This window comes from Deltaproteobacteria bacterium (assembly GCA_017302835.1).
Lineage (GTDB): Bacteria > Bdellovibrionota > Bdellovibrionia > Bdellovibrionales > Bdellovibrionaceae > UBA2316.
In genome coordinates this window covers 239929-264369 of the sequence record JAFLCC010000001.1, presented here as the reverse complement: position 1 = coordinate 264369, position 24441 = coordinate 239929, and the positions used below count along the sequence as shown (strand labels likewise).

Annotated in this window: 22 protein-coding genes; 9 read left to right on the top strand and 13 right to left on the bottom strand. The window is 35.4% G+C overall.

Annotation, left to right across the window (positions count from 1 at the left end):
- Positions 1-60: 60 nt before the first annotated feature.
- From J0M15_01260 to J0M15_01245, 4 genes are all read right to left on the bottom strand, one after another.
- Positions 61-1683, bottom strand: a complete 1623-nt coding sequence (locus J0M15_01260) for a S8 family serine peptidase (protein ID MBN8535655.1) — start codon at positions 1681-1683, stop codon at positions 61-63.
- Between the two features lie 249 nt (positions 1684-1932).
- A complete protein-coding gene (locus tag J0M15_01255) occupies positions 1933-2721 on the bottom strand; it encodes a succinate dehydrogenase/fumarate reductase iron-sulfur subunit (GenBank protein ID MBN8535654.1) in 789 nt (262 codons plus the stop codon).
- A 9-nt stretch (positions 2722-2730) separates the two neighbouring features.
- A complete protein-coding gene (locus J0M15_01250; GenBank protein ID MBN8535653.1) occupies positions 2731-4638 on the bottom strand; it encodes a fumarate reductase/succinate dehydrogenase flavoprotein subunit in 1908 nt (635 codons plus the stop codon).
- Positions 4639-4674: 36 nt separating this feature from the next.
- Positions 4675-5349: a succinate dehydrogenase cytochrome b subunit gene (locus tag J0M15_01245; GenBank protein ID MBN8535652.1), complete on the bottom strand. Its 675-nt coding sequence runs from the start codon at positions 5347-5349 to the stop codon at positions 4675-4677.
- Between the two features lie 220 nt (positions 5350-5569).
- Between J0M15_01245 and J0M15_01240 the strand changes: the two genes are divergently transcribed.
- The 9 genes from J0M15_01240 to J0M15_01200 all read left to right on the top strand — a co-directional run bounded on the left by J0M15_01240 (position 5570) and on the right by J0M15_01200 (position 14557).
- The gene (locus J0M15_01240; protein MBN8535651.1) at positions 5570-6346 is read left to right on the top strand and encodes an electron transfer flavoprotein subunit beta/FixA family protein; all 777 of its coding nucleotides are present in this window, start codon (positions 5570-5572) and stop codon (positions 6344-6346) included.
- Between the two features lie 9 nt (positions 6347-6355).
- A complete protein-coding gene (locus J0M15_01235) occupies positions 6356-7324 on the top strand; it encodes an electron transfer flavoprotein subunit alpha/FixB family protein (GenBank protein ID MBN8535650.1) in 969 nt (322 codons plus the stop codon).
- A gap of 5 nt (positions 7325-7329) precedes the next feature.
- Complete coding sequence (locus J0M15_01230; protein ID MBN8535649.1) at positions 7330-7983, top strand: DUF374 domain-containing protein; 654 nt, start codon at positions 7330-7332, stop codon at positions 7981-7983.
- Positions 7984-8065: 82 nt separating this feature from the next.
- Positions 8066-8896: a peptidylprolyl isomerase gene (locus tag J0M15_01225; protein MBN8535648.1), complete on the top strand. Its 831-nt coding sequence runs from the start codon at positions 8066-8068 to the stop codon at positions 8894-8896.
- Positions 8897-8948: 52 nt separating this feature from the next.
- Positions 8949-9881 (top strand): peptidyl-prolyl cis-trans isomerase, encoded by a 933-nt coding sequence (locus tag J0M15_01220; protein MBN8535647.1) that lies wholly within the window; start codon positions 8949-8951, stop codon positions 9879-9881.
- Between the two features lie 16 nt (positions 9882-9897).
- Positions 9898-10830, top strand: coding sequence for a peptidylprolyl isomerase (locus J0M15_01215; protein MBN8535646.1), 933 nt, complete (start codon positions 9898-9900; stop codon positions 10828-10830).
- A gap of 2 nt (positions 10831-10832) precedes the next feature.
- On the top strand, positions 10833-11795 hold the full coding sequence (locus tag J0M15_01210) for a 4-hydroxythreonine-4-phosphate dehydrogenase PdxA (protein ID MBN8535645.1): 963 nt from the start codon (positions 10833-10835) through the stop codon (positions 11793-11795).
- A gap of 109 nt (positions 11796-11904) precedes the next feature.
- Positions 11905-13272, top strand: coding sequence for a phosphomannomutase/phosphoglucomutase (locus tag J0M15_01205; protein MBN8535644.1), 1368 nt, complete (start codon positions 11905-11907; stop codon positions 13270-13272).
- A gap of 295 nt (positions 13273-13567) precedes the next feature.
- Positions 13568-14557, top strand: coding sequence for a hypothetical protein (locus tag J0M15_01200; protein ID MBN8535643.1), 990 nt, complete (start codon positions 13568-13570; stop codon positions 14555-14557).
- 13 nt (positions 14558-14570) lie between these two features.
- Here J0M15_01200 and J0M15_01195 read toward each other — a convergent pair whose 3' ends face one another.
- The 9 genes from J0M15_01195 to dnaN form a co-directional block, all read right to left on the bottom strand.
- The gene (locus J0M15_01195; protein MBN8535642.1) at positions 14571-14903 is read right to left on the bottom strand and encodes an ATP synthase F0 subunit C; all 333 of its coding nucleotides are present in this window, start codon (positions 14901-14903) and stop codon (positions 14571-14573) included.
- A 25-nt stretch (positions 14904-14928) separates the two neighbouring features.
- Positions 14929-15615, bottom strand: coding sequence for a F0F1 ATP synthase subunit A (gene atpB, locus J0M15_01190; protein MBN8535641.1), 687 nt, complete (start codon positions 15613-15615; stop codon positions 14929-14931).
- Positions 15616-15628: 13 nt separating this feature from the next.
- Positions 15629-16024 carry a hypothetical protein gene (locus J0M15_01185; protein MBN8535640.1) on the bottom strand — a complete coding sequence of 132 codons (396 nt, stop codon included), beginning with the start codon at positions 16022-16024 and terminating at the stop codon, positions 15629-15631.
- A gap of 1 nt (position 16025) precedes the next feature.
- A complete protein-coding gene (locus J0M15_01180; protein MBN8535639.1) occupies positions 16026-16235 on the bottom strand; it encodes a hypothetical protein in 210 nt (69 codons plus the stop codon).
- Positions 16232-17032: a hypothetical protein gene (locus J0M15_01175; protein ID MBN8535638.1), complete on the bottom strand. Its 801-nt coding sequence runs from the start codon at positions 17030-17032 to the stop codon at positions 16232-16234. The genes J0M15_01180 and J0M15_01175 overlap by 4 nt, the downstream gene beginning before the upstream one ends.
- 71 nt (positions 17033-17103) lie before the next feature.
- Complete coding sequence (gyrA, locus tag J0M15_01170) at positions 17104-19563, bottom strand: DNA gyrase subunit A (GenBank protein ID MBN8535637.1); 2460 nt, start codon at positions 19561-19563, stop codon at positions 17104-17106.
- Between the two features lie 13 nt (positions 19564-19576).
- Positions 19577-22009: a DNA topoisomerase (ATP-hydrolyzing) subunit B gene (gene gyrB / locus J0M15_01165; GenBank protein MBN8535636.1), complete on the bottom strand. Its 2433-nt coding sequence runs from the start codon at positions 22007-22009 to the stop codon at positions 19577-19579.
- A gap of 30 nt (positions 22010-22039) precedes the next feature.
- Positions 22040-23182: a DNA replication/repair protein RecF gene (locus tag J0M15_01160; protein ID MBN8535635.1), complete on the bottom strand. Its 1143-nt coding sequence runs from the start codon at positions 23180-23182 to the stop codon at positions 22040-22042.
- A gap of 9 nt (positions 23183-23191) precedes the next feature.
- On the bottom strand, positions 23192-24298 hold the full coding sequence (gene dnaN / locus J0M15_01155) for a DNA polymerase III subunit beta (protein MBN8535634.1): 1107 nt from the start codon (positions 24296-24298) through the stop codon (positions 23192-23194).
- Positions 24299-24441: the final 143 nt, after the last annotated feature.

Sequence of the window (24441 nt, the reverse complement as noted above, 5' to 3'; positions counted from 1 at the left end):
GTTGCCTTTGCAATGATTTGTTTTTATTTCATAATTTTTTTGATGCCAGTATAATCTTGCTTACCTATACGCCACTTTACTGATATCAAAACCGTATTTTTCTTGTGATTTATCTGATTCTAAGACTACTTTTACATAATTTCCTTTGATCGCCGGACTAAATGAATCTGTTTGGTTTCCTGAAATTGTTTGTAACAAATTTCCATCAATATCATATAACTTTAAAGTGTCATAATTATACTCTGTTTCAAATTTTTGAAAGTATAAGGAAATTTCTTTAGCATCTGGAACAGTGACTTCCCAAGTGGATTTGCTTTCTGTTTTGTACGGATGCTCTGAAGACAATTGATAGGAGACCGTTTGCCAGTTGGCTGGATCTTCCATATCAGGAGCTGGAACTATTTGCATGAGAGCGGCATAGGCATCAACAAGTCCAGCTGTTTTTGTTTTTCCTCGTAACGTTTTTAAAGGTCGTGCTGTTTTTAATATTAGTTCTTTCAATTGAAGATTTGTCATCTCTGGATATTGGGCCAATACCAAAGCCGCAACCCCAGAGACATGGGGAGTTGCCATGGATGTTCCAGACCATGAGTCATATCCTTTGTTGGTAGTTGAAAAAATATTTACACCGGGAGCTGCGATATGAACTGTGTTTTTTCCATAATTTGAAAAACTCGCCATAACGCCTTTGTTATCAATGGCCGCTACAGAAATAACGTTAGGAACATCATAACTTGCGGGATAGGACGGGTTATCATCATTGTTATTTGATTCATTTCCAGCAGCAGCGATAAAAATGACGTTTGCTTTATGAGCTCTTTCAATTGCTTGCTTCAAGGTTTCAGAAAATCCTCCACCGCCCCAAGAGTTACTCATCACTCGAGCTCCGTTTTTAGTTGCATAATCAATGGCTTTAAGAGCATTTTCAAGAGTTCCAGAACCACCGCTATCTAGGAATTTGAGTGACATGATTCGTGTGTTCCAATTGACTCCTACGATACCTTTACCATCGTTTCCTTTGGCCCCAATAGTTCCTGAACAATGAGACCCGTGGCCTTGATCGTCGATGGGGTTATTATTGTTTTTTACAAAATTCCAACCATAGACATCATCAATAAAACCATTTTTATCATCATCAATCCCTTTTTTTCCTTTTCTTTCTGCTTCGTTAGTCCAGATATTTTCTTTCAAATCAAGACTTTTATAATTAACTCCTGTATCAATGACCGCCACAACAACATCTTTTGAACCTGTTTGGACTTGCCAAGCCTTTAAAGCATTAATATCTATTCCAGGCTCACCAGCTTGACCGCTCGGATCAGGCTGACCTGTGTTGTTTAAACCCCAAAGCTTTCCAAATAAGGGATCATTAGCTTTGTTCCCAAAGGAATAATTGGCGTGATAGATATAGTTGGGTTCAACAATGTCAACATTGGGATCATTTTTAATACTTGAAACAAAAGCTTCAGATGTGATGACAGCGTTTGATCTAATATGTGCGATCCTTAAAGTAGGCGAAATCATATTTACTTCGCTATTTATTTTTTTCCCGAAATTCTCTGCAAGTAATTTGACCGCATTTTTGTTATTTTTAAAAGTAACAATAAACTCTCCAGGAACAGACTCTGGTTTGCCCGCTAACGCCCCAAATGATAATAATACAAATCCTACTAAAAGTCTCATTTCCCCTCCTTGAGATTTTTTTTTAGAGATTTTTTTCATTTTATTTATAAATCTATTTATTTACGGTATAGGTCAGCGGGTTACTTGTAATGATTGTTTCTTAAGCAGAATAAAAAATTAGACTTAGGAATAAGATAAGAGCGGATGCGTGTAGATAAATCAATACTTTAGAAAGTACTGATTTATACTTTTGTCTATAGAAATAAAAAGGACCAAGGTCTATGAATCGATATTTTTCAAAAAACGATCTTAAGCACCGCCGCCAGATTCAATTTCTGGTTTTTTGGTAATACTTGCTTTTAAATAATCCATATTCATACTGGCAATATTAATAAGGCTAATATCTTTTGGGCAGGAAGCAGAGCAAGTTCCCGTGCTCGTGCAGGCTCCAAAACCCTCTTCATCCATCTGCGAAATCATTCGAAGTGCTCGCTGATCCTTTTCCACTTTTCCTTGGGGCAATAAAGCCAGGTGAGTGATCTTGGCTGACGTAAATAAGGCGGCTGAGGCATTTTTACAAGAGGCCACACAGGCACCACAACCAATGCACGCAGCTGAGTTAAAAGCTTCGTCTACATCTTGTTTGGGAATAGGTAACACATTTCCATCTGGAGCATTCCCTGTATTTACAGAAATATACCCACCAGATTTGATAATTCTATCAAAGGCAGAGCGATCGACCATGAGGTCTTTAATAATTGGAAACGCGGTGGCTCGCCAAGGCTCAAGGGTCACAGCTTCTCCATCAACAAAGTGACGCATATGTAGTTGACAGACTGTTGTTGATTTTTGTGGACCATGAGCATTTCCGTTAATCATAAATCCACAAGTACCACAAATTCCCTCACGACAGTCGTGGTCAAAAGCAATGGGATCATCACCTTTTGAAATCAGCTCTTCATTTACAGCGTCTAACATTTCTAAAAAAGAGGCGTCTGTTGAAATATTTTTTGCTTCATATTCTTTAAACTGACCTTCTTCTTTAGATCCTTTTTGTCGCCATACTTTTAAAACTAAATTAATCGTTTTACCTGCCATACTCACTTCCTATTTGTAACTTCTAGTTGATAGTTTTACATTTTCAAACTTAAGCTCTTCTGTATGTCTGGTTTGTGGTTTTTTGTCCCCATTCCATTCCCAGGCGGCAACATGACAGAATTTTTCATCATTTCTTTTGGCTTCTCCATTTTCTTGATGTTCTTCGCGGAAGTGCCCCCCACAGGATTCTTCTCGCTCCAGAGCATCTTTGCACATCAATTCACCCAACTCGATAAAGTCTGCAACTCTCCCTGCTTTTTCAAGCTCAGGATTTAAATAATTCGCATCGCCTGGAATTCTTACGTTGGTCCAAAATTCTTCTTTGATTTTACCAATTTTTACAATGGCTTCTTGAAGGCCTTGTTTTTCTCTAGACATACCACATTTATCCCACATCACACGACCAAGCTCTTTATGGAAGCTTTCTACAGTTCGTGCGCCTTTGATATTCATTAATCGACTTACTTCAGTTTCCACTTCATTTTTAGTATCTTTAAATGCTTGATGATCCGTATTTATTTTTTCAAGTTTGGTGCTAGCAATATAGTCACCTACAGAATAGGGAAGAACGAAATATCCATCAGCCAAACCTTGCATCAAAGCAGAAGCTCCCAATCGGTTGGCTCCATGATCAGAAAAATTAGCCTCTCCAGCAACAAATAATCCTGGAACTGTACTCATTAAATTGTAATCAACCCAAAGACCTCCCATAGTGTAATGGGGAGCTGGATAAATTTTCATCGGCGTTTTGTAGGGGTTTTCACCAGTTATTTTATCATACATTTGAAAAAGATTTCCGTATTTTTCAGAAATTTTATCTTCACCATATCTTTGAATTGCATCTTTAAAATCTAAATAAACGGCCTGACCTTCACCCACTCCAAAACCTTCGTCACATCTAAATTTCGCCTGCCGGGAGGCTACATCTCTAGGTGCTAGATTTCCAAAGCTTGGATAGATCCTTTCTAAAAAGTAGTCTCTATCTGTTTCTGGAACATCATAAGCTTGTCGTTTTTCATTTTTATTTTTTGGTACCCAAACTCGTCCATCATTTCTTAATGATTCTGACATCAAGGTCAATTTTGACTGATTCTCACCATGAACAGGAATGCATGTTGGATGAATTTGTGTGTAGCAAGGATTAGCAAACAAAGCCCCGCGTTTGTGAGCTTTCCACGCTGCAGTTACCGCACAGGCCATAGCGTTTGTTGATAGATAAAAAACATTTGCATAACCGCCAGTGGCAACAATGACGGCATCGGCTTCGTAAGATTCAATCTGACCTGTGAGCAAATTTCTCATGGTCACGCCACGAGCTTTACCATCAATCACAACAACATCTAGCATTTCTCTTCGGGTGTTAAGCTCCACCTGACCTAGATCGACTTGTCTCATCATTGCTGAATAAGCACCTATTAAAAGCTGCTGTCCTGTTTGCCCTCGAGCATAGAAAGTTCTTGAAACCTGAGCCCCTCCGAAAGATCGATTGGCAAGCAAGCCGCCATACTCACGAGCAAAGGGCACGCCTTGAGCAACACAGGTATCGATGATTGCCGCAGAAACCTCAGCCAAGCGATGAACATTGGCTTCACGTGCTCTAAAATCTCCGCCCTTAATAGTGTCATAAAACAATCTGTGAACCGAATCTCCATCATTTTGATAATTTTTAGCCGCATTGATTCCGCCCTGCGCCGCTACGGAGTGAGCTCTTCTTGGGGACTCGTGAACGCAAAAAGCTTTGACTTTGTAACCCAATTCTCCAAGAGCAGCAGCTGCAGAAGCCCCAGCTAGACCTGTTCCAACAACAATGACCGAGTGTTTTCTTTTGTTGGCTGGATTTACTAACTTCATATTGAATTTATGGTTGGTCCATTTTGACTCGATAGGGCCTGAAGGAACTTTGCTATCTAAATTTATTGCCATTGTTTTATCTCCGATAAAATTTTAGTTACGTTAAGACGCCGTCATGGTGGCCGTGAAAAATACAAAAACCGCTTGTGAAATAAAGCCCCCAGCCACAACAATCGCATAAACGATTCCTGCTTTTTGAATGAGGGGTTGATAAGCTGGATGTAACAAACCGAAGGATTGAAAAATAGATCTCACTCCGTGGGTCAAATGAAAACCAAGAAGAACTAAAGAAACAAGATACCAACTAAATGCCGCTGGTTGGTGAAGAACATCATAGATTAAACGAGCTAAATCACGCATCACGACCCCATGAACTGTGGTTTCATAATAGGCTCCATATTTAAAAGTGATCAAATGAGAGATAATAAAAACCAAAATGATCGAACCGTGGACCGCCATCCATTGAGAAGCAAAAGAGGGAGCTTTTTCTCCGTTGGGAGAGATTGCATATCTTGAATTTCGAGCTGCACGATTGCCTTTTGTTAAGGAAACAGCACACAAAACATGGGTGAGTAGCGCGCCGATCAAAACAGCCTCTGTTAAAAATAAAAGGGGCTTATTGGTAACAATGGCGTTTCCATAGGCATTGTATAAATCTGAGCTAATTAAAATAAGCATATTGCCAGCCATATGAACAAAAATAAATGCTGCCCATACAAAACCAGACAAGCCCATTAGGTATTTCTTCCCCACTGTGGAACAAAAAAACTTCTTCATCTTATTTTTTCCTTTTTTGCAAACTTAATTATTACTTCCATAATTAAAAATTGTCTAAAATAATATGATGCAAATCGCTTGGTTTTGCAGAACGTTAATTTTTCTATTTTTTTGTTTTTTTTAGAAGTTTGATGTCTATGTTAGGGTGTGGTTAGAATGTGAACGTTAAGCGGTAACATAACCAAGCTCTAAAAAATTATATTTGTAAAGTAGGTGGTCTATGAAAATTTTTGTTTGTGTAAAGCAAGTGCCAGACACGGAAACCAAGGTTAAATTTTTACCCGATAATTCCTCTGTTGACCCTCAAGGCATTAAGTGGATTTTAAATCCTTATGATGAATACGCTGTTGAAGAGGCCGTTAAATTTAAGGAAAAAAATCCCTCAACCCAAGTTTTTGTTTTAACTTTGGGCCCCAAACAACGTGTCTCCGAGGTATTAAGAACAGCTTTGGCTATGGGTGCTGATGAAGGTATTTTAATTGATGCTCCAACAGATGTTGACGGTTATGCCACGGCTAAATGTTTGGCTAAGGTTATTCAAGCTGAAGGTGCTCCTGATTTAATTTACACCGGAAAACTTGCCATTGATGATAATGGGAATTCTGTTGGGCCCATGCTAGCAGAGTTTTTAAAAATTCCCCATGTCAGCGTGGTCAGCAAAATAGAATATCTCGGTACATCACTTAAGGTAGAAAGAGATGTAGATGGGGGAGCTAAGGAAGTTTTTGAAATTTCCCTTCCCTGTCTTGTCACTGCAAATAAAGGATTAAATACACCAAGATATGCCAGCTTACCTGGAATTATGAAAGCAAAGAAAAAGGTCTTAAAAGAATATGCTTTTTCGCAATTGGATATGGGCCCAACAGATATCAAGGTTAAACAAACGACTTTTTCTTTTCCCGCAGACAAAAGTCCAGTAAAAATGATTTCAGGAAATGCGGATGCCCAGGTCACAGAACTAGTTAAACTTTTAAGAGACGATGCCAAGGTATTGTAGGAGAAAATTATGAATAAAATTCTTGTTTTTTGTGAACATCAAAATCAATTATTAAAACGCAGCTCTCAAGAGCTACTTCAGTTTGCTAGCAGGCAGCAAACTGAAGTTATTGGTATTGTTTTAGGCGCGCATGCCAAAACGGTAGCTCAACAAGCGGCTCAGCATGGCGCCAGTCTTGTGTACACCTTCTCTGATCCAAGCTTGGATGGTTATAATCCCGAACTCTACGCTTGCGCTATTGAAGGAGCTTATAAAACTTCGCAAGCTTCAATTTTATTAGCCAACGCTTCTGCGACCGGTAAAGATTTATTTCCCAAGTTGGCGGCTCGGCTAAACACAGGAATTGTTTCCGATGCCACAGAGTTGACATTGTCTAACGACATCATTTCAGCCAAAAAACCTCTTTATTCTGGAAAATGTTTTTCAACCCATCAATTCCAGAATTCAACTCTTAAAATCGTACTTATGAGGGCCAACCAGCTGAATGTGAACCCTGCGGACACAACGAAAACAGCACCAATTCAAGAGCTCTCCTTTGCTAAGCCTAACCTGGGTGTTCTCTTAAAAGAAATCGTCAAGGGAACTTCTGAAAAATTGGATCTAACTGAAGCAAATATTATTGTCTCAGGCGGGAGAGGTTTAAAAGAAGCGGGTGGATTTAAACTTCTAGAAGATTTAGCCCAAGTTTTGGGTGCTACTGTAGGCGCCTCAAGGGCTGTGGTGGATGCCGGATGGGTGCCTCATTCTATGCAAGTAGGGCAAACGGGAAAAACAGTGGCGCCCACTCTCTACATTGCTGTTGGAATTTCTGGAGCTATTCAGCACTTGGCAGGAATGACAGGAAGTAAAGTCATTGTGGCTATAAATAATGATGGCAATGCCCCGATTTTTCAAAAAGCAACCTACGGCATTGTTGGAGACTTCGCAGAAATCGTTCCCAAGCTTATTGAAGAATTTAAAAAAGTCTTAAATAAATAATTCTCATGCTTTTAAGAAAATATATCCTTCCCGTAATAATTTGGATTATCTACCGTGCTTTCTGGGTTACCTGGAAAATTCGCATTCACGAGCCAGAAGCATTAAAATATTCCCTTCACAATAAAGAACCTTTTATTTTAGGACATTTTCATGGTGATGAAATTGTTCTTCTCTCCTTGATCGGCTACTATCGCATTGCCACTATTTCTTCTCAAAGCAAGGATGGAGAAATAATGAACACCCTCGTCCACCTTGTTGGTGGAAAAACCTCTAGAGGATCTTCGACTCGCGGAGCGGTTCAGGCTCTCAAGGGACTTATTCGTTTAATGAAGGAGCAACATCGAAATTGCAGTTTTGCTGTTGATGGACCAAAGGGCCCTCTCCACAAGGTTAAGCCTGGAATTTTTGAGACCTCTAGGTTGATGAAAGCTCCTATATTTGTTTCTGGTATTTACTGTAATAATGCTTTTCATTTTCCAAAATCGTGGAATAAAACCTATTTGCCAAAGCCATTTGCTAAAATTGAAATTGTTTGGTCTGGACCAATTGGGCCAATTTCCAAAGATATGGACCCGCGAAGTCAAGAGTTAGCAGAATCCGCAGAGAAGGCTCTCTTTCAAGCGCAAAAAATGGCCCAGGAATTGTTTGCTCAAAGATAACTTCAATGCTAGGATTTTTGGAGTTAGGTTATTCGTGTTTTATGGTAATGATTTGAATTTTAATTTAAAAAAGGATTTTTAAATGAATCGTCTATTTTTGCTTACAACTTTGGTCCTATTTCATTTCGACAATATTCCTTCTTTGGCAGCCGCTGGTCCTGATGAAACCGTTGCTACTATTGGTTCAAAAAAAATTACCTTTAAAGAATTTACTGAAAAATATCAACGGGCAACTAAATTTTCTGTAAATCTACCACCAACAAGAAAACAGTTTTTGGAAGAATTGATTCGTTTTGAAGTTGGTGTCCAAGAGGCTGAAAAAAGAAAATTAGAAAATGATCCCATTGTTCAAGAGGCCATGAAGCGAGAATTGTATAAAGGCCTACTCGAAAAAGAATTAGGACAAAAAATTCAAGATATGCCCATTTCTGAAAAAGAAATGGAGACCTACTACAAATCAAATCCTGAATTGCGATTCAGTCACATCCTTTTTGAATTAAAACCAAATCCTAATAACGAACAAAGGGCTGAGGCTTTGGACAGAGCAAAAACTATTTTTGAAGAGGTTAAAAAATCAAAGAGACCCTTTCCTGAACTTGTTAAGCTCTATTCGGATGATCCTCTCTCAAAACAAGTTGGGGGAGACGCTGGTTGGCAATCACGAATAACCATTGTTCCTCAGTTATATGAGGCGGCCCTTAACTCTAAAATAGGTGAAATCAAAGGGATTATTGAAACTCAATTTGGATTTCATATTATTAAACTTACTGATAAAAGAAACTATTCAAACGCGAATAAACGTGCCGTGAGACTTGCTGTTTTTGAAGAGAAAAGGAAAAGATATTTTGACGAGTACATGGAAAAATTAAAAAAGTCCTATACTATTAAATCAAACCCTTCACTTCTCGAGTGATTTTATTAGCTCTTCATTCTTTTTTTCAGTATTAATAAGTTTATTTTCTAGTTTGTTCTTGTCGTCCTGCTTCCATAAATCGTCTTTCGTCTCAAATAAGCCCGTAGCCAAGGTGAATAATAATATTCTCACGGTCAAAGAATTTTCAAATTTACTGGCTATTCGTTTAAAAGATTTAGATTCTTTAGCTGCCAAAGATCCTCGTGTTAATGAAAGAACAAAAAACGAAATCCTCAATGTCTTTATTGTTCGCAGTCTCATGCTTGATTGGGCCATTAAGAACAAAATTGATGTTTTGGAAGAAGACGTTGAAAGAGAAGTTAAAAATATTCGTAGTCTTTACCCCGATGATCTTTCTTTTCGTAGGGTTTTAGCAGAGGAGGGCATTTCTTTTGCTGATTGGAAAATAAACCTTAAAATGAATCTATTAGAAAAAAAAGTTTCCCAAGAAATTAATAAAAAGATCAAGCCCTCTTCCGAGGAAGAACTTCAAACATTTTATGCAGAAAATAAAGAGTCCTTTCGCAAAAAAGAAAGTGTTTTTATTCACCAAATTGTATTAAAAGATGAAGCTCGGGCTGAATTTATCAGGGAACTCTTAAAAAAAGAAAAATTCTCTGATCTTTCTAAAAAATACTCTATCGGTCCTGAGGGGCAAAATGGTGGAATCCTTGGTTGGGTGGAAAAAGGGAGTATTGATTTTTATGACCCTGTTTTTAAATGGCCTCTAAATCAGGTTGGCGCTCCAATTAAAACACCTTTTGGTTTTTTAATTGTTAAAGTTGAAAAAAAAACTCCAGACTCAATTCCCTCATTTAGTGAAATTAAAACTAAACTTGAAAGAAGAATAATTGAACTAAAAGAAAAGTCCGAGTATGTTTCTTGGATGGATACTCAACTACGGAGCAGTAAGGTTTATAAAGATCTCGAGTTAATTAACTCGCTTAAAATAGAAACCCAAGGACAATCTAATGAAAAAAAATAGTGTACTCGTTTTCTTTATGATCCTGTTTTATTTCGCAGTTTTTTCAAGTGCAGCCATTGTGGAAAAGATTGTGGCCATTGTGAATTCAGAAATTATCTTAGAAACAGATTTTGAAACTCTACAAGGAAAAATTAAGTCCTCAACAATGATTGATGACTCATTGATTGAATCTGGAGATCCTTCGACAATTCTTAATAATAGAAAAGCTCAGTTGGACTATCTCATCAACGAAAAAATTCTTGACTCTGAAGTGAAGAGATTAAGTCTCAATGTTACCATGGAAAAAGTTCAACTGGATATTAAAGAAATGGCAAAACGAAACAACATCTCCGTTGATGAATTATTATCCGCCGTTAAAGCTCAAGGAATGTCTGTCTCTGAATATCAAAATTTTCAAAAAACTAGGATGGAACGTCAGAGCCTTTTAGAAGCAGAAATTATTTCAAAAATTCGTGTTACTGAAGAAGATGCTTTCTCTGAGTTTATGAAGAAAAACCCTCATGCTAAAAATTCAGTTGCAGAGTACAAAATTTCTCATATTTTGTTTAACCCCAAAAAAAATGGTATTCAAGCAGCTCAAGAAAAAGCCTTGTTGGTTTTTAATCGCCTTAAAAAAGGCGAAAAATTTGAAACTCTGGCGGAACAGTTTAGCGAAGATCCTGAATTCTCCCAAGGGGGGTTATTAGGAACTTTTAAGGCAGGTGATTTTTCAAAAGAAATCGAAGACTCTATTCGAAATATTGAATTAAATGAATTCACCCCTATATTAAAAACAAAGCAAGGACTGCATATTTTTAAACTATTAGAAAAAAAATCAGTTAAAGATCCAAAATTTGAAAAAGAACGAGCAGCACTTACCGCGATGCTTGTTGAAAAAAACTTTAAGAGACAACTAAAAATTTGGTTACAAGCAAAAAGAGAAGACTCATTTATAAAAATTAACGAATAAGTATGAAAAAAAAAATTGTTATTACTACCGGAGATTTTGATGGGATCGGCCTTGAGATAACCTACAAAGCTCTTAAAAAAATACCCCCATCTATTTTTGAAAATTATATTTTTTTTATATATATTGGACCTTTTTCACAGAAATCTATTGTTGCAAGGTTAAAAAATAATTTTAAATTCGTAATTATAAAAGAAGACACGAAAGGATTTCTCAAATTCAATCCAGCTGATTTAACTGCTGAAGTAAAAATTGTTTTTATTTTTTCCCTACGTTCGCCAGCGGATTGGGTTTTCTCAGCAGCCAAACTAAGTAAAATTTATTTTTTTCAAGCCATGGTTACGGCACCATTATCTAAAACTTTGATTAAATCTTCTGGGTATACAGAGATTGGTCATACTGAAATTTTGCAAAAAGTATCTGGTTGTAAGAACTTATACATGTTGTTTTTAGGAAAATTTTTTAACGTTGTTTTATTAACCGGCCACCTTCCGCTTGCAAAAGTTTCTAAAAGTCTTAATAAATTCAATGACACTCATTTTATTCGCTCATTACAGAACATTCAAAAATTTTTACCTCAACCCATTAAAGACAAGCCATTTGCTTTACTCGGTGTAAATCCCCACGCTGGAGAAAAAGGAATTATTGGAGGTTATACTGAAACCCATTTAGAAAAATTTTTTACACGAAAAAAATTGAATTTTGTCGGTAGTCTGGTTCCTGATGCTGCTTTTCTTAAAAAAAATTGGCCCCTGTTTTCGGTTTATATTGCTGCTTATCATGATCAGGGTTTAATTCCCTTCAAAATGATTCATGGCCAAGATTCTGGAGTTCATATAACGCTTGGATTGCCCTTCATAAGAACCAGCGTAGATCACGGAACAGCTAAAGAACTTTTTGGTTCCAATCGCGCCAATCCCAATTCAATGATTGATGCGCTCTTGTGGGCCGTTAAGCTTACAATTTAGAATTTTTACTCTTTCCTGCTTGATTTTTCATCGATTTTACATCAATAATTCACTGCTTAACCCGGATATTTCACTGTATTTCGTTTTCTAAATTAAGGAGACCCATCTTATGTATAACAAAGTGATTTTTAGAGAATATGACATTCGCGGAGTGTATAACAAAGATTTTGATGATGATTTTGCTTATCTTCTTGGAAAGTCTTTCTCTTGTTATTTGTCTCGACGGCTTAATAAATCAAATTTGACCATCACCTTGGGGCACGATGCTAGAAACTCTTGTTCAAGTATTATAAAATCCCTGTCAAAAGCTTTTATTGAGTCTGGAGTGAATGTTATTCATTTAGGTCTTGTCTCAACACCTGTCTGCTATTTTTCAACCTTCGAAGTTCCTAATGTAGATGGAGCTATTCAAGTAACTGGGTCGCACAATCCTCCAGAATATAATGGTTTTAAAATTTCTTTTGGGAAGAGCACTATTTTTGGGTCTGAAATTCAAAAACTTCGCGAGATTATGGAGAAAAAGGACTTTATTTCTGGATCGGCAAAGGAAAGTTCAATAGATATCAAGCCTACATATTATCAACGATATAAAAATGAATTTGGAAATCTCAAACCCATCAAGGTTGTTTTAGATTGTGGGAATGGGGCTGGAGGCTCTGTTGTGAGGGGACTTTTTAATGCTGTTGGGTTAGATCCCGTTATTTTGTTTGAAACTCCAGATGGAAGCTTTCCAAATCATCACCCAGATCCTACGGTTGAAAAAAACCTTGTTGATCTAAAAAATGCCGTCTTAAAAACTGGAGCTGTGTGTGGTATTGGATTCGATGGAGATGCTGATCGCATTGGTGTCGTTGATCATACTGGAAAAATGCTTTATGGGGATGAGCTCATGGTCATTATCTCTAGAAGTATTCTTAAAAAGACTAAAAACGCCAAAATTATTGGTGACGTAAAGTGTTCAGATAGAATGTATCAAGACATCGAAAAAAATGGAGGAATTCCCATTATGTGGAAAACAGGTCACAGCCTGGTCAAAGAGAAGATTAAAGAAGAAAAAGCTCCTTTTGGAGGTGAAATGAGCGGTCATATTTTTTTCTCTGATAGAAACTATGGTTACGACGATGCCCCTTATGCCGCCCTCAGATTAATTGAAATTTTATCCGAAACGGGTAAAACCATTCCTCAACTATTGGAAGGATTGCCAACGGCTTTTAATACCCCAGAAATTCGAATCGACACGACCGAAGAAAAAAAAATACTTATTGTAGAAAAAATGATTCAGTCCTTTGGTAAGGGTGGCTCTGATTTCAAAGTCAATTTAACAGATGGAATTAGAATTTCTTTCGAAGATGGCTGGGCCCTATGCCGGTATTCTAATACTCAACCTGTCTTAGTATTAAGATACGAGTCCTCAACCCAGGATGGGCTAAATAGAATCAAACATCGAGTGGAAGAAGTCGTAAACAAGTATTTATAAATACGGTTATTAAAAATCAAGGTTCACCAGTTTGTAACGAGTTTTTTTAAGAGTATTAGGTTAAAGCGGTTTAGACTTCTACAGATATGAATACTAATTTGACAGCTGTAAAGCTCAATTTCGTCTTCATTGATTTTCTTTAACTATCATTCCTTTAAATAGTCTATTTTGTCCTACGACGGCTTCCTTTGGCACCTTTCTTTCATATTCAAATATTAACCTCTTTACCAGACTTCTTTTGAGACCTCTTTTGTGACAAGGATGGTAATATTGAATAACGAGAAAGATGCGCTTGATGGGCCCATTTAATACCACTTCCAAGTTCTTAGTTCAGTTTGTTTTATTTTTTATCTTTATAGCTAAAATCATAGGTGCAATACCTCACCAGGAGGTATATTTATTTTCTGAAGGACAGCCCGTATTTAATTATAATCATCTGTTAAAATCTTTAAAAAGCGGAGATATTTTAACTTTTGACAATCAAACTCGATATCAATTTATCGATTACCTTGGAGCCGGTAATACAACTCAAATTATTGAGGTAGCAGCAATAGATAATCCGACTAACCCTGGCCCTTTTGCAATGAGACTTCCGAAGGCAAATGGGATTTTTCACAACCATGTTTTTGAACTGCCATATTATGAATTTTTAAATTTTTTTATGCGCAATAAGGCTCCTTTAGAAAAAGCTAAATTGATCCCACAAGTTCATAGTGAATTAGCAGGACAATATGTACTGCTTGATAAAGTAAATTTAGACTTTAACCTAACTCAATTTTTAAATTTTTCCATTCCAATAGGTGATAACATTAGAACTGCTGCAGAAGATGCTTTGCTTGAATTTTCAGAAAAATTAGCTCCCTTTATTGAAATTGGAGATTTTTGGACAGATCAAGTTGTTTTTGATGGAGAAAAATGGATTTTGCTTGATTTCGTTCATGCCAATTTATTAGAAGGTAAGGTTGAACCTCTCACTGTTAAAACAAAAAATCCTATTTGGGAAATTCTGCTATACTTTCCCTATAAATTGTCTGGAGATGCTGTGCGATACTCGCATAAGCAACTTTCTATAATTAATCAAATTATTTATATAGAACGACTAAAAATGATCGTATCAGGAAAAAACTCCCTAACTGGTGTTCCTATTTTTTTATTATCAGACGATAATCACAGAGAAAAATATATTTATGAAGACATTAAAAAAATGAAGGCAGCCGAACAAAAGAACGGCTGCTTTCATTTTTATTTAAAAAATTCTATTACTCGAAAAGAATCACTTCTTTAAAACAACCAAGGGCTTATAATAATCCACCAATTTTTACAAAGGCTACTAGGAATCCAAGAATAACTAAAGACTCGATAAGAGCTAGTGATAACAACATAGGGGTAAAGATTTTATCCTGAGCTGCTGGATTTCTTGCAATTCCCTCTAATGCAGCAGAAGCTGCTTTTCCTTGACCAAAAGTACCGCCTAACACAGCTATACCCATACAAAGTGCAGCAGCTAAAGCAAGCATTCCTTTGTCAGAACTTGTTGCAGCTGCAACTGTCGTTGCTTGGGTGGCAGCTTCCTCTGCAAAAACAGATGCTGATGCTAAAACTGTAGCAATAACGATAGAATATTTTTTCATTTTTTTTCTCCTTTAATTTTAATCTTTAATGATCTGAGGCTTGAGCCAATGCCACATAAACCATAGATAATAATGTAAAAACAAACGCTTGAATAAAACAAACTAATAAACCTAAAATATAAAATGGAATCGGTATTAAAATAGGGTAGGGTACTATCGACAAAAATACTGACAGAACTGTATGGTCGCCAGTCATAACATTAGCCAAACGAAGGCCTAAAGTTAACGGACGAATAAGATGTGCAATCAGTTCGATAACTAACATCAATGGGGCTAACCACCAAATCGGACCTAAAAAGTGTGCTAAATAATGAGCGCCACCTTTTTTTAATCCAATTAAATTATACGTTAAAAAGGAGAAAACGCCAAATGCAAATGTGGTATTGATGTTTTCAGTTGCCGGGGTCATTCCTGGAATAACTCCTATTAAATTATTCAAGAAAATAAATCCAAACAAGGCAGAGAAATAAGGCACATATTTATGTCCCTCGCGACCAATTATTGAATTTGCCAATTTATCGATAAATTCAACATTAAGTTCAAAAAGACCTCTTAATGAAAATTTTCCAGCGGGAATAACCGCGGACTCACCAGACCCTAATTGCTTTCTAGCTGCCAGGCCAAGACCAATGCTTGCTAGGCTGGCCAAGCCTAAGGTTGCTATGTGCGCATTTTCATGACCGACGACCAACTGGGTCCAATTAAAAGACATTTTAATTCCTTAGTTATCTGCTTTTCTTATCTTTAAGAAAAAACCCACCCAGTATGATAGCTGCTGGATTCATCAGAATCCCATAAACTAAATCATTTTGGTTGATCCAGTTTATTTGAGGTATTTTTAAAAAAAGATAAATCAAAATTCCATACTTTATTACAACAACTATGAGCGGAGGGGCAACTCTTTTTTTAAAAATTATCAAGTTCCAAAGAATGGTTAAAACGACAAAGTTTAAGTAGGCAATCAATCCCCCAAGTATAAAAGATAGCAAATGAGTCCTTAGAAAGCTTATAAAAAAAATACTAAGAACTATCTGCGACAAAAGGATATAGCTTGTTGTTTTTAAAAATCTGTCAATAAACTTATTATTCTGTTTTGGCTTAAAACCACTTCGCTTAAGCACTCTAATTACCTTTTTTTCCTTGGTTTTCAATATTTTTTAAAAGAATAAAAATATGTATAAACCAACCTATTAAAGCCAAAACAACAAGGCCTGCTGTAAGGGTCCCCTTGGAAGGGTATTTTTCTTCTAACCAAGCAGAAAGAACAAGGGCACCTATAATCAATCCTATAAGTTCAAATCCTATTCCTACAAATAAAATATACTTATTCATTTTCTATATAATCCTTTGGCTCCAGGTAAATTTTTTAGCCGTTCTTTTAGCTTTTTAATTCTTAACTCAATATATTCTGGTGGTTTATAAATATCTTTTAGCTTTTCTAAAATTTCAATAGATTCTTTAAATTGAAGGTTTTCTTCATAACAAACAGCTAAAGTTAATTTCACATTTTCTTTTTGCGACAACATAGGAAATTTTTTTAAAATATCATTATAAACAATGATGGCTTTAGGAAATTTTTTTTGAGCAACCAAAATATTTCCATTTAAAATTAAAAGATCAAACATGATTTCGTCTGGTATTTTCAAACGAGAGGCTTCATTGATTTCACTTTGGGCCTGATTAAAATTATTAAGATAAAAAAATGCTCTTGCAATAGTGAGTTTATATGTGGCTATGTCAGAATCTTTTTCCGTCATTTGTAATAATTTATTAAATTCAATAATGGACTGTTGATAATTTTGTAAATTATCAAAATTAATATAGGATATTTCTTTTTGTGCTTTAATTCTTTCTTCTGAATCATTTGAATACAGAACTAACTGTTTATTAAAAAAAATAGCCTTTTTATAATTCTTAATTTCATACAAACTCACTCTCGCAGCTTCTCTAGATGCATTTACTGCCCACATCGAGTTTGGCGAAAGTTTTATTGTGTTTTCAAAATGTAAAAGAGAGTTTATGAAGTTTTTCTTTTTTACTTCTGTCATTCCACGATAATATTCTTTTTGATCCGGAGGTGAGCATGATACTAACGAGAAAACTACAAATAAAGTTATAAAACGACACAAACACTTAATAGTTAGCTCCTCATGTCTTTGAGGTTGATAGGTCGAAAAATTGAAATTATACTTCTATATTTCTATATTTCTAATTTTTCAACCTCATCGACTTCTTGTTCTTTAATTGCTGCTATTCCAGAAACAACCTCGTCCTTATCATCTAAGTTAATTAACCGAACACCTTGAGTGTTTCTTCCAATTAAGGAAATATTTTTAATAGCCATCCTTATAATTTGTCCATTATCAGTTGAAATAATTAAATCTTGATCATCAAAAACTTTTTTGGTTCCAATAACTATACCCACTTTATCCGTAGTTTTCTGAGTAATAATCCCCACGCCTCCACGGCCTTGAGTGCGGTATTCCTCTAACGAAGATCTTTTTCCATAACCCTTACTGGTCACCATAAGTATCGATGCTTTTGAATCTTTTTCAATAATTTCCATGGCAACAACAACATCATCTTTTGAAAGAGATATCCCTTTAACCCCACGAGCGCTTCGACCCATAGCCCTCACATCGCCCTCATCAAAACGAATCGACATTCCTTCCCTGGTTGCTATAAAAATATCACTATTTCCATCGCTGATTTGAGCATCAATAACACCATCATCTAAATCCGTAGTCAGGGCAATAATTCCAGCCGTTCTTGGATTTGAAAAGGCGTCTAAGGATGTCTTTTTAATTATCCCTTTTTCTGTAATCATAACAACGTATTTATTTTCACTAAATTCCTCGACGGGAAGAATAGCTCTTACTTTTTCTTTTGCATCCGTTTGAACAACATTGTTTATGGACTTACCTTTAGAAGTCCTATTACCCAATGGTAATTTATGAACCTTGCACCAGTATATTTTCCCTTTATCTGTAAAGACCAGCAACATGGTCTTTGTTGATGCTGTAAAAATATCGGTAACATAGTCTTCATCACGTGTTTCCATACCTTTTAAACCTTTTCCTCCTCGTTTTTGAGTTCGGTATTCATCGGTAGGAATTCTTTTTATATAACCTGTATTGGTAATAGTAACCACCATGTTTTCATCAGCAATTAAATCTTCATCCTCAATATCTGTCAGATCTCCTGTTATTTGCGTTCTTCTTGGGTCTGCATATTTTTTCTTAATATCTTCTAGTTCTTGAACAATAATTTTAAAAATTTCTTTCACATCAGCTAAGACAAATTTTAACCAGTCTATTTGTTTCATCAGCTCGGCGAGTTCAGTTAATATTTTTTCTTTTTCTAAACCCGTTAATCTTTGAAGGCGCATTTCTAAAATAGCCACCGCTTGGCGTTCACTAAAGTCAAATTTTTTCATTAAATTTTCTCTAGCAACTTGGGCTTCGCTAGAGGCTTTAATGGTAGCAATCACTTCATCAATATTATCAAGAGCTTTTTTCAAACCCTCAAGAATATGAGCTCTTTCTTGAGCTTTCTTTAAGTCAAAAATACACCGTTTAGTAACTACATCTCTTCGATGATCAACAAAAGCTTCTAACATTTGTTTAAGGTTAAACGTCACTGGCTGATTTTTTTTATCTAAAGCCAACATGATGATACCAAAGCTCACTTGCATTTGGGTAAATTTAAAAAGTCTATTCAAGACAACGCTTGAGTTTTCGTTGCGCTTAAGAATGATCACAATTCTCATTCCTTCTCTTGAAGACTCGTCACGGATATCAGAGATTCCTTCGATTGTCTTTTCTCTTACAAGATCGGCAATACTTTCAATAAGCTTAGCCTTATTTACCTGATATGGAATTTCAGTCACAATAATTTCTTCATGGTCTTTATTTTGAATAACCTCAGTAACAGCCTTAAGAGTAATAATTCCACGACCTTTCAAATAAGCCTGAAGAATCCCCTCCCTTCCAGCAATAACACCATTGGTGGGAAAATCGGGCCCTGGAATTCTTTGAATTAACTCCTCGATAAGACAATCGGGGTTATGAATTAAATGAATGCAACCATCTATGACTTCGCCTAAATTGTGAGGTGGAATATTTGTAGCCATTCCTACAGCAATACCAGCCGAACCATTTACTAAAAGATTTGGAAACTTTGCTGGTAAAACCAACGGAATTTCCAAAGAGTCATCATAATTTGGACCAAAAGGAATGGTTTCTTTTTCAATATCGTTTAAAAGTTCTTCCGCTAATTTGGTCATTCGAACTTCTGTGTACCTCATTGCCGCTGGTGAATCTCCATCAATAGATCCAAAGTTACCTTGCCCATCCTCAAGGGGATAGCGCAATGAAAACTCTTGAGCCATTCTCACCATCGTATCATACACAGCTGTATCGCCATGAGGGTGATATTTACCAATAACATCCCCAACGACACGAGCTGATTTTTTATACGGTTTATCGTGTGTGTTGCTCATTTCACTTTGAGCAAACAAGATACGACGATGAACTGGTTTCAAACCATCTCTGACATCCGGAAGTGCTCTTCCTACAATTACCGACATAGAGTATTGTAAGTAAGCATCTCTCATTTCTTTATTTATATCTATCGTTGAAATTCCTTTTTCTATTTCCATTATCTACCTTCTTCTATACATCCAAAGCTCTAGCAAGCAGAGCATTATCATGTATAAATTTTCTTCTTGGTTCAACTTGTTCACCCATCAAAATACTAAACGTTTCATCTGCCGCAACAGCGTCGTCAATCGTCACTTTTAACAACCTTCTATTTGCTGGATTCAATGTTGTTTCCCAAAGTTGTTCGGGATTCATTTCGCCTAATCCCTTATATCGTTGAATATAGATTCCTTTTTTAGTTGTTTCCATCATTTGAGCATAGAAATCAGCATAGCTATCAAAAGAAACTGTCTCGTTTCCAATTTGCACATTGATCGGCAACATTGAATAACTTTGTATCGTTTTCCAAATGGTTTGCAGTTCTAATATTTCAGGAGCACTCACTAAAGCATTAGAAATTTTTGTTATTTTTTTATCTGCATAACGAGTTGTTATTAATTCTAAAAAATTATTTCCCAACTCATTAACTTTAATTGCAGATTCAATTTCCGTAATTCCTAGCTGAGTATTGTTTTTAACCCAGGCTTTAAAATCAGAGACAAGCTCATCCCATTGAGCCTCTGTACTGACAACCTTTTCCCACTCAATTACTTTGGATATTAAGAAATATAAGAAATCAGGATCATGTTTATGAGCTGAAATTTTTAATAAGTGAGTTAGTTTTTGAATACTAAATATCATTTTTTTAAAATCTATCTCTGTTAAATTTTTACCAATAATTTTAAAATTATTAACCCCCATACTCAGCAAATATTCCGTTAGAGCAATGTCATCTTTTAGATAAACTTCACTTTGTCCTTTTTTCGCTCGGTAAAGAGGGGGTTGGGCAATATAAATATATCCTTTTTCAATAACCTCTGGCATTTGTCGATAGAAAAAAGTTAACAATAAGGTTCTAATATGAGATCCGTCCACATCGGCATCGGTCATAATAATCACTTTATGATACCTAATTTTATCAGCACTTACATTTTCTTTTCCAATCCCTGTACCCAAGGCAGAAATCATCATACGAATCTCTTCATTTGATAACATTTTATCAAATCTAGCTTTTTCTACATTTAAAATTTTTCCCTTTAAAGGCAAAACAGCTTGAGTTTTTCTATCGCGCGCTTGTTTCGCAGATCCTCCTGCCGAGTCACCTTCCACCAGATATATTTCACAAAGAGCAGGGTCTCGTTCTTGGCAATCTGCCATTTTTCCTGGAAGAGAACCTCCATCTAAAGCCGTTTTTCTTCTTGTCAATTCACGCGCTTTTCTCGCGGCCTCTCGCGCTCTAGCGGCATCTGCACATTTTTGAATAATTTGTTTTGATTGTGCTGGATTGCGATCTAACCAATCTGCAAGTCTTTCGTTGATCAATGATTCAACAATTCCTTTAACTTCAGTATTACCAAGTTTTGTTTTTGTTTGCCCTTCAAACTGAGGCTCCCTTACCTTAACTGAAATCACAGCGGCTAAACCTTCACGAATATCTTCCCCCTCAAGATTCTCTTTTAAATCTTTTAAGAGGTTTTTTGCCGTTGCATAACTATTGGTTGTTCTTGTGAGAGCAGCTCTAAATCCCATAAGGTGAGTTCCCCCCTCATGAGTGTTTATATTATTACAATATGTAAAAATCGATTCTGCATAAGAATCATTCCACTGCATCGCAATTTCAATTTCAACCGTATCTTTTTCTGCCTTAAAATAAACAACATCGTTGTGTAAAGGTTTTTTAGATTGATTCATGTATTCAACAAATTCTGCAATCCCTTTAGAAAACTGAAACTCTTGTTTCTTTTGAGTTCTTTCATCGCTAACTAAAATTCTTAAGCCAGCGTTTAAAAACGCAAGCTCTCTAAAACGATTGCACAAATAAGTAAAATCGAAATTTATTGTTTCATCTTTAAAGATTTCTCTATCTGGTTTGAAATTAACCTTTGTTCCTGTTTTATGAGTTTCACCCATTTTTTCAACTTTAGATATGGGGTTTCCTTTTTCAAATTTTTGCTGCCAAATAAATCCCTGACGTTGAACTTCTACGATACACCTAGACGACAGCGCATTTACTACGGAAGCCCCCACCCCATGAAGTCCACCTGAAACTTTATATGAAGAACCATCGAATTTTCCCCCCGCATGAAGTACTGTATATACTACTTCAAGAGCAGATTTACCCGATTTATGGCCATCAACAGGTACTCCACGTCCATCATCTTCAATAGTTATTGATTCATCTGCATTGATTGTAATTGATATATTTTTACAAAATCCCGCCAAAGCTTCATCCACTGAGTTGTCAACAATTTCATAAACTAAGTGATGGTATCCACGAAATCCCGTATCACCAATGTACATACCTGGTCTTTTTCTAACGGCTTCCAAACCTTCTAATACTTGAATTGAATCAGCACCATAATTTTTATTTTCTTCAACAGTTCCTAAAATATCTTCTGAGCTCATTAGATCCCTTTAGTTTTTAAATTGGATTTTTTAATCAAGAATTTTTCCTTGAACCATATTGGTAATTTTATACGTACTAGAACTAAATTTTGTATCACGATCTAACTCCGTAGCAGTGATAAAAATTTGAGTATTAATTTTTTCTAAAAAAGATATTAATCTCATTTTTTTTTCAAAATCTAATTCTGACAGTACGTCATCCAACATCAGAACAGGATACCATCCATGAGTTTTTCTATGATACACGATTTGAGCCATTTTGAAAGATAATATAATTGCTCTTTGCTGCCCCTGCGAACAAAAAATTCTTGAATCTTTCTGATTATATAGAAATATTATTTCGTGCTTATGAGGGCCGACCAGTGAACTTCCATAAGCTATTTCTGCAACCTTTAGAGAATTCAATCTATGACTTAATTTTTGTTCAATTTCATTTATTGAAAAACTTAAATAAGACTCTCCTGAGGCCACATAATCCACGAATATATCCACATTTTCTTGGTTTATATATCGCATATGGTCATTTATGTCTTCTTTTATGGCCTTTATGGCTTCAACTCTGGCGTAAACAAGTTCACAGGCTTTTTTTATAAATAAACTATTTATAGCTTCAAACAAAGGAACAAAATTATCTTTTTCTAACCTACCTTCTTTATTTTCTTTTAATAGCTTATTTCTTGAACGCAAAATCTTTTTATATTCAAAAATAATATCCACATTTTTAGAATGAATTGATTTTAAAAACTCATCTATGAGTTCCCTTCTAAATTCTGAGGATTCTTTAATAAAGCTTAAACTCTCTGGAGAAAATAATATGCAGTTAAATTTTTTTTGAATTTCAGAAGAAGATACTTTTTTTTTATTTAACAAAAATAACTTTGATTTATTTTCGATACCTACTTCAAGCTCGAACGACAAATCATTTTCAATAAAAATTGATTTGACTCTCGTTTTTTCAAATTCTGACAACTCTTTATTCTGATTGTGATTTATAAAGGTTTCATTATTTGAATATCTAAAAGAATCACCCTTAATTAATAAATATAAACTTTCTAAAAGATTTGTTTTGCCTTGACCATTTCGGCCTAAAAAAAAATTTACTTGTGGAGAAAACTCTAGGCTAATTTTATTAAAATTTCTAAAGTTATTAGCATAAAGATTTTTAATATACATCTTTAATTCTTAAATTCTCATAGGCATGACAACACAGGTATAATTCAAATCTTCTGCAGGTCGAATCACTCCTGGTGACAAATGATTATTAATTTCTAAGACAACTTTGGAGTCTTCCATTGAGGTGAGTACATCTAACAAGTACCTAGCATTAAAACCTAATTTTAATTCTGGCCCAGAATATTCTATTTCGATTTCTTCCTTTGCCTCACCCAACTCAGGATTATTAGATGAAATTTCCATTTTATCACTGACGATGTTTAGCAAAACAGCTTTAGATTTTTGATTAGCCAAGAGAGCCACCCTCTCAAGAGAATTTAAAAATTCATTTCTGTTAATCATAACTTTATGTGGTAGTTTTTGTGGAACAAACTGTTGATAATTAGGATACTTTCCTTCAATCAAACGTATCATCAAAATCGTTGATTCATTTTTCAAGTAGAACTGTGACCCTTCAATAGAAATTTCTATAATTTCATTACTATTTTCAACAATTTTTTTAATTTCCAACAACCCTTTTCTTGGAATAATCACACCCGTAGGTAAGTTTATTTTTATATTTTCAATTTGTTTATTTACTAAGCTCAATCGATGTCCATCTGTAGCCACCATTCTGCAAATACCTTGAGGAGTTATCTCGAAAAAGACCCCGTTAAGATGATATCTTGTTTCATCATTCGAAACAGAATAACTGGTTTTATCTATCATTTCTTTCAGTACATTTGCCTTAAGCTTTAATAAAAACTGTGGATTGTAAGTTGGAAATATTGGGTACTCTTCATGGCTTACTCCAACAATTCTTGAAGAAAATTTTCCTTGTTTTATTTCTAACCAGTTATTTTCTTTTTTGATTAATTGTATTTTTCCATCGGATAATTTTTTACAAATTTCAAAAAGACTTTTTGTACTAACTACAACCTTTCCAGGCTCCATGACCTTTGCGTATACTTCATCCGTAAGACTTACTTCCAAATCTGTTGCAAAAACTTTAACCCTTTCTTTTTCTGCATCCAATAAAACATTGACCAGAACAGCCATGGTATTTTTTTTATCCACAATATTCAAAGTTTTTCCGATTAAATTTAAAAGATCTTTTTTATCAATTTCTATTTTCATATTTTACCCGGCCTTTTTTGTATTATCTTTTACTATATATAAATATATAGTAGTAGTAGTAGGGGCGTGGATAACGTCCTTTTTTAAATAACCACTTGATTTTATTAGAGTATTAATGTGGATAAGATGAGTGTAAAAGTCAA

Bases quoted from the DNA above. Each gene is read 5' to 3' on its own strand.
- J0M15_01260 (MBN8535655.1), bottom strand. From the start codon at position 1,683: ATGAGACTTTTAGTAGGATTTGTATTATTATCATTTGGGGCGTTAGCG.
- J0M15_01255 (MBN8535654.1), bottom strand. From the start codon at position 2,721: ATGGCAGGTAAAACGATTAATTTAGTTTTAAAAGTATGGCGACAAAAA.
- J0M15_01245 (MBN8535652.1), bottom strand. From the start codon at position 5,349: ATGAAGAAGTTTTTTTGTTCCACAGTGGGGAAGAAATACCTAATGGGC.
- J0M15_01240 (MBN8535651.1), top strand. From the start codon at position 5,570: ATGAAAATTTTTGTTTGTGTAAAGCAAGTGCCAGACACGGAAACCAAG.
- J0M15_01235 (MBN8535650.1), top strand. From the start codon at position 6,356: ATGAATAAAATTCTTGTTTTTTGTGAACATCAAAATCAATTATTAAAA.
- J0M15_01230 (MBN8535649.1), top strand. From the start codon at position 7,330: ATGCTTTTAAGAAAATATATCCTTCCCGTAATAATTTGGATTATCTAC.
- J0M15_01225 (MBN8535648.1), top strand. From the start codon at position 8,066: ATGAATCGTCTATTTTTGCTTACAACTTTGGTCCTATTTCATTTCGAC.
- J0M15_01215 (MBN8535646.1), top strand. From the start codon at position 9,898: ATGATCCTGTTTTATTTCGCAGTTTTTTCAAGTGCAGCCATTGTGGAA.
- J0M15_01210 (MBN8535645.1), top strand. From the start codon at position 10,833: ATGAAAAAAAAAATTGTTATTACTACCGGAGATTTTGATGGGATCGGC.
- J0M15_01205 (MBN8535644.1), top strand. From the start codon at position 11,905: ATGTATAACAAAGTGATTTTTAGAGAATATGACATTCGCGGAGTGTAT.
- J0M15_01200 (MBN8535643.1), top strand. From the start codon at position 13,568: ATGGGCCCATTTAATACCACTTCCAAGTTCTTAGTTCAGTTTGTTTTA.
- J0M15_01195 (MBN8535642.1), bottom strand. From the start codon at position 14,903: ATGAAAAAATATTCTATCGTTATTGCTACAGTTTTAGCATCAGCATCT.
- atpB (MBN8535641.1), bottom strand. From the start codon at position 15,615: ATGTCTTTTAATTGGACCCAGTTGGTCGTCGGTCATGAAAATGCGCAC.
- J0M15_01180 (MBN8535639.1), bottom strand. From the start codon at position 16,235: ATGAATAAGTATATTTTATTTGTAGGAATAGGATTTGAACTTATAGGA.
- gyrA (MBN8535637.1), bottom strand. From the start codon at position 19,563: ATGGAAATAGAAAAAGGAATTTCAACGATAGATATAAATAAAGAAATG.
- gyrB (MBN8535636.1), bottom strand. From the start codon at position 22,009: ATGAGCTCAGAAGATATTTTAGGAACTGTTGAAGAAAATAAAAATTAT.
- J0M15_01160 (MBN8535635.1), bottom strand. From the start codon at position 23,182: ATGTATATTAAAAATCTTTATGCTAATAACTTTAGAAATTTTAATAAA.
- dnaN (MBN8535634.1), bottom strand. From the start codon at position 24,298: ATGAAAATAGAAATTGATAAAAAAGATCTTTTAAATTTAATCGGAAAA.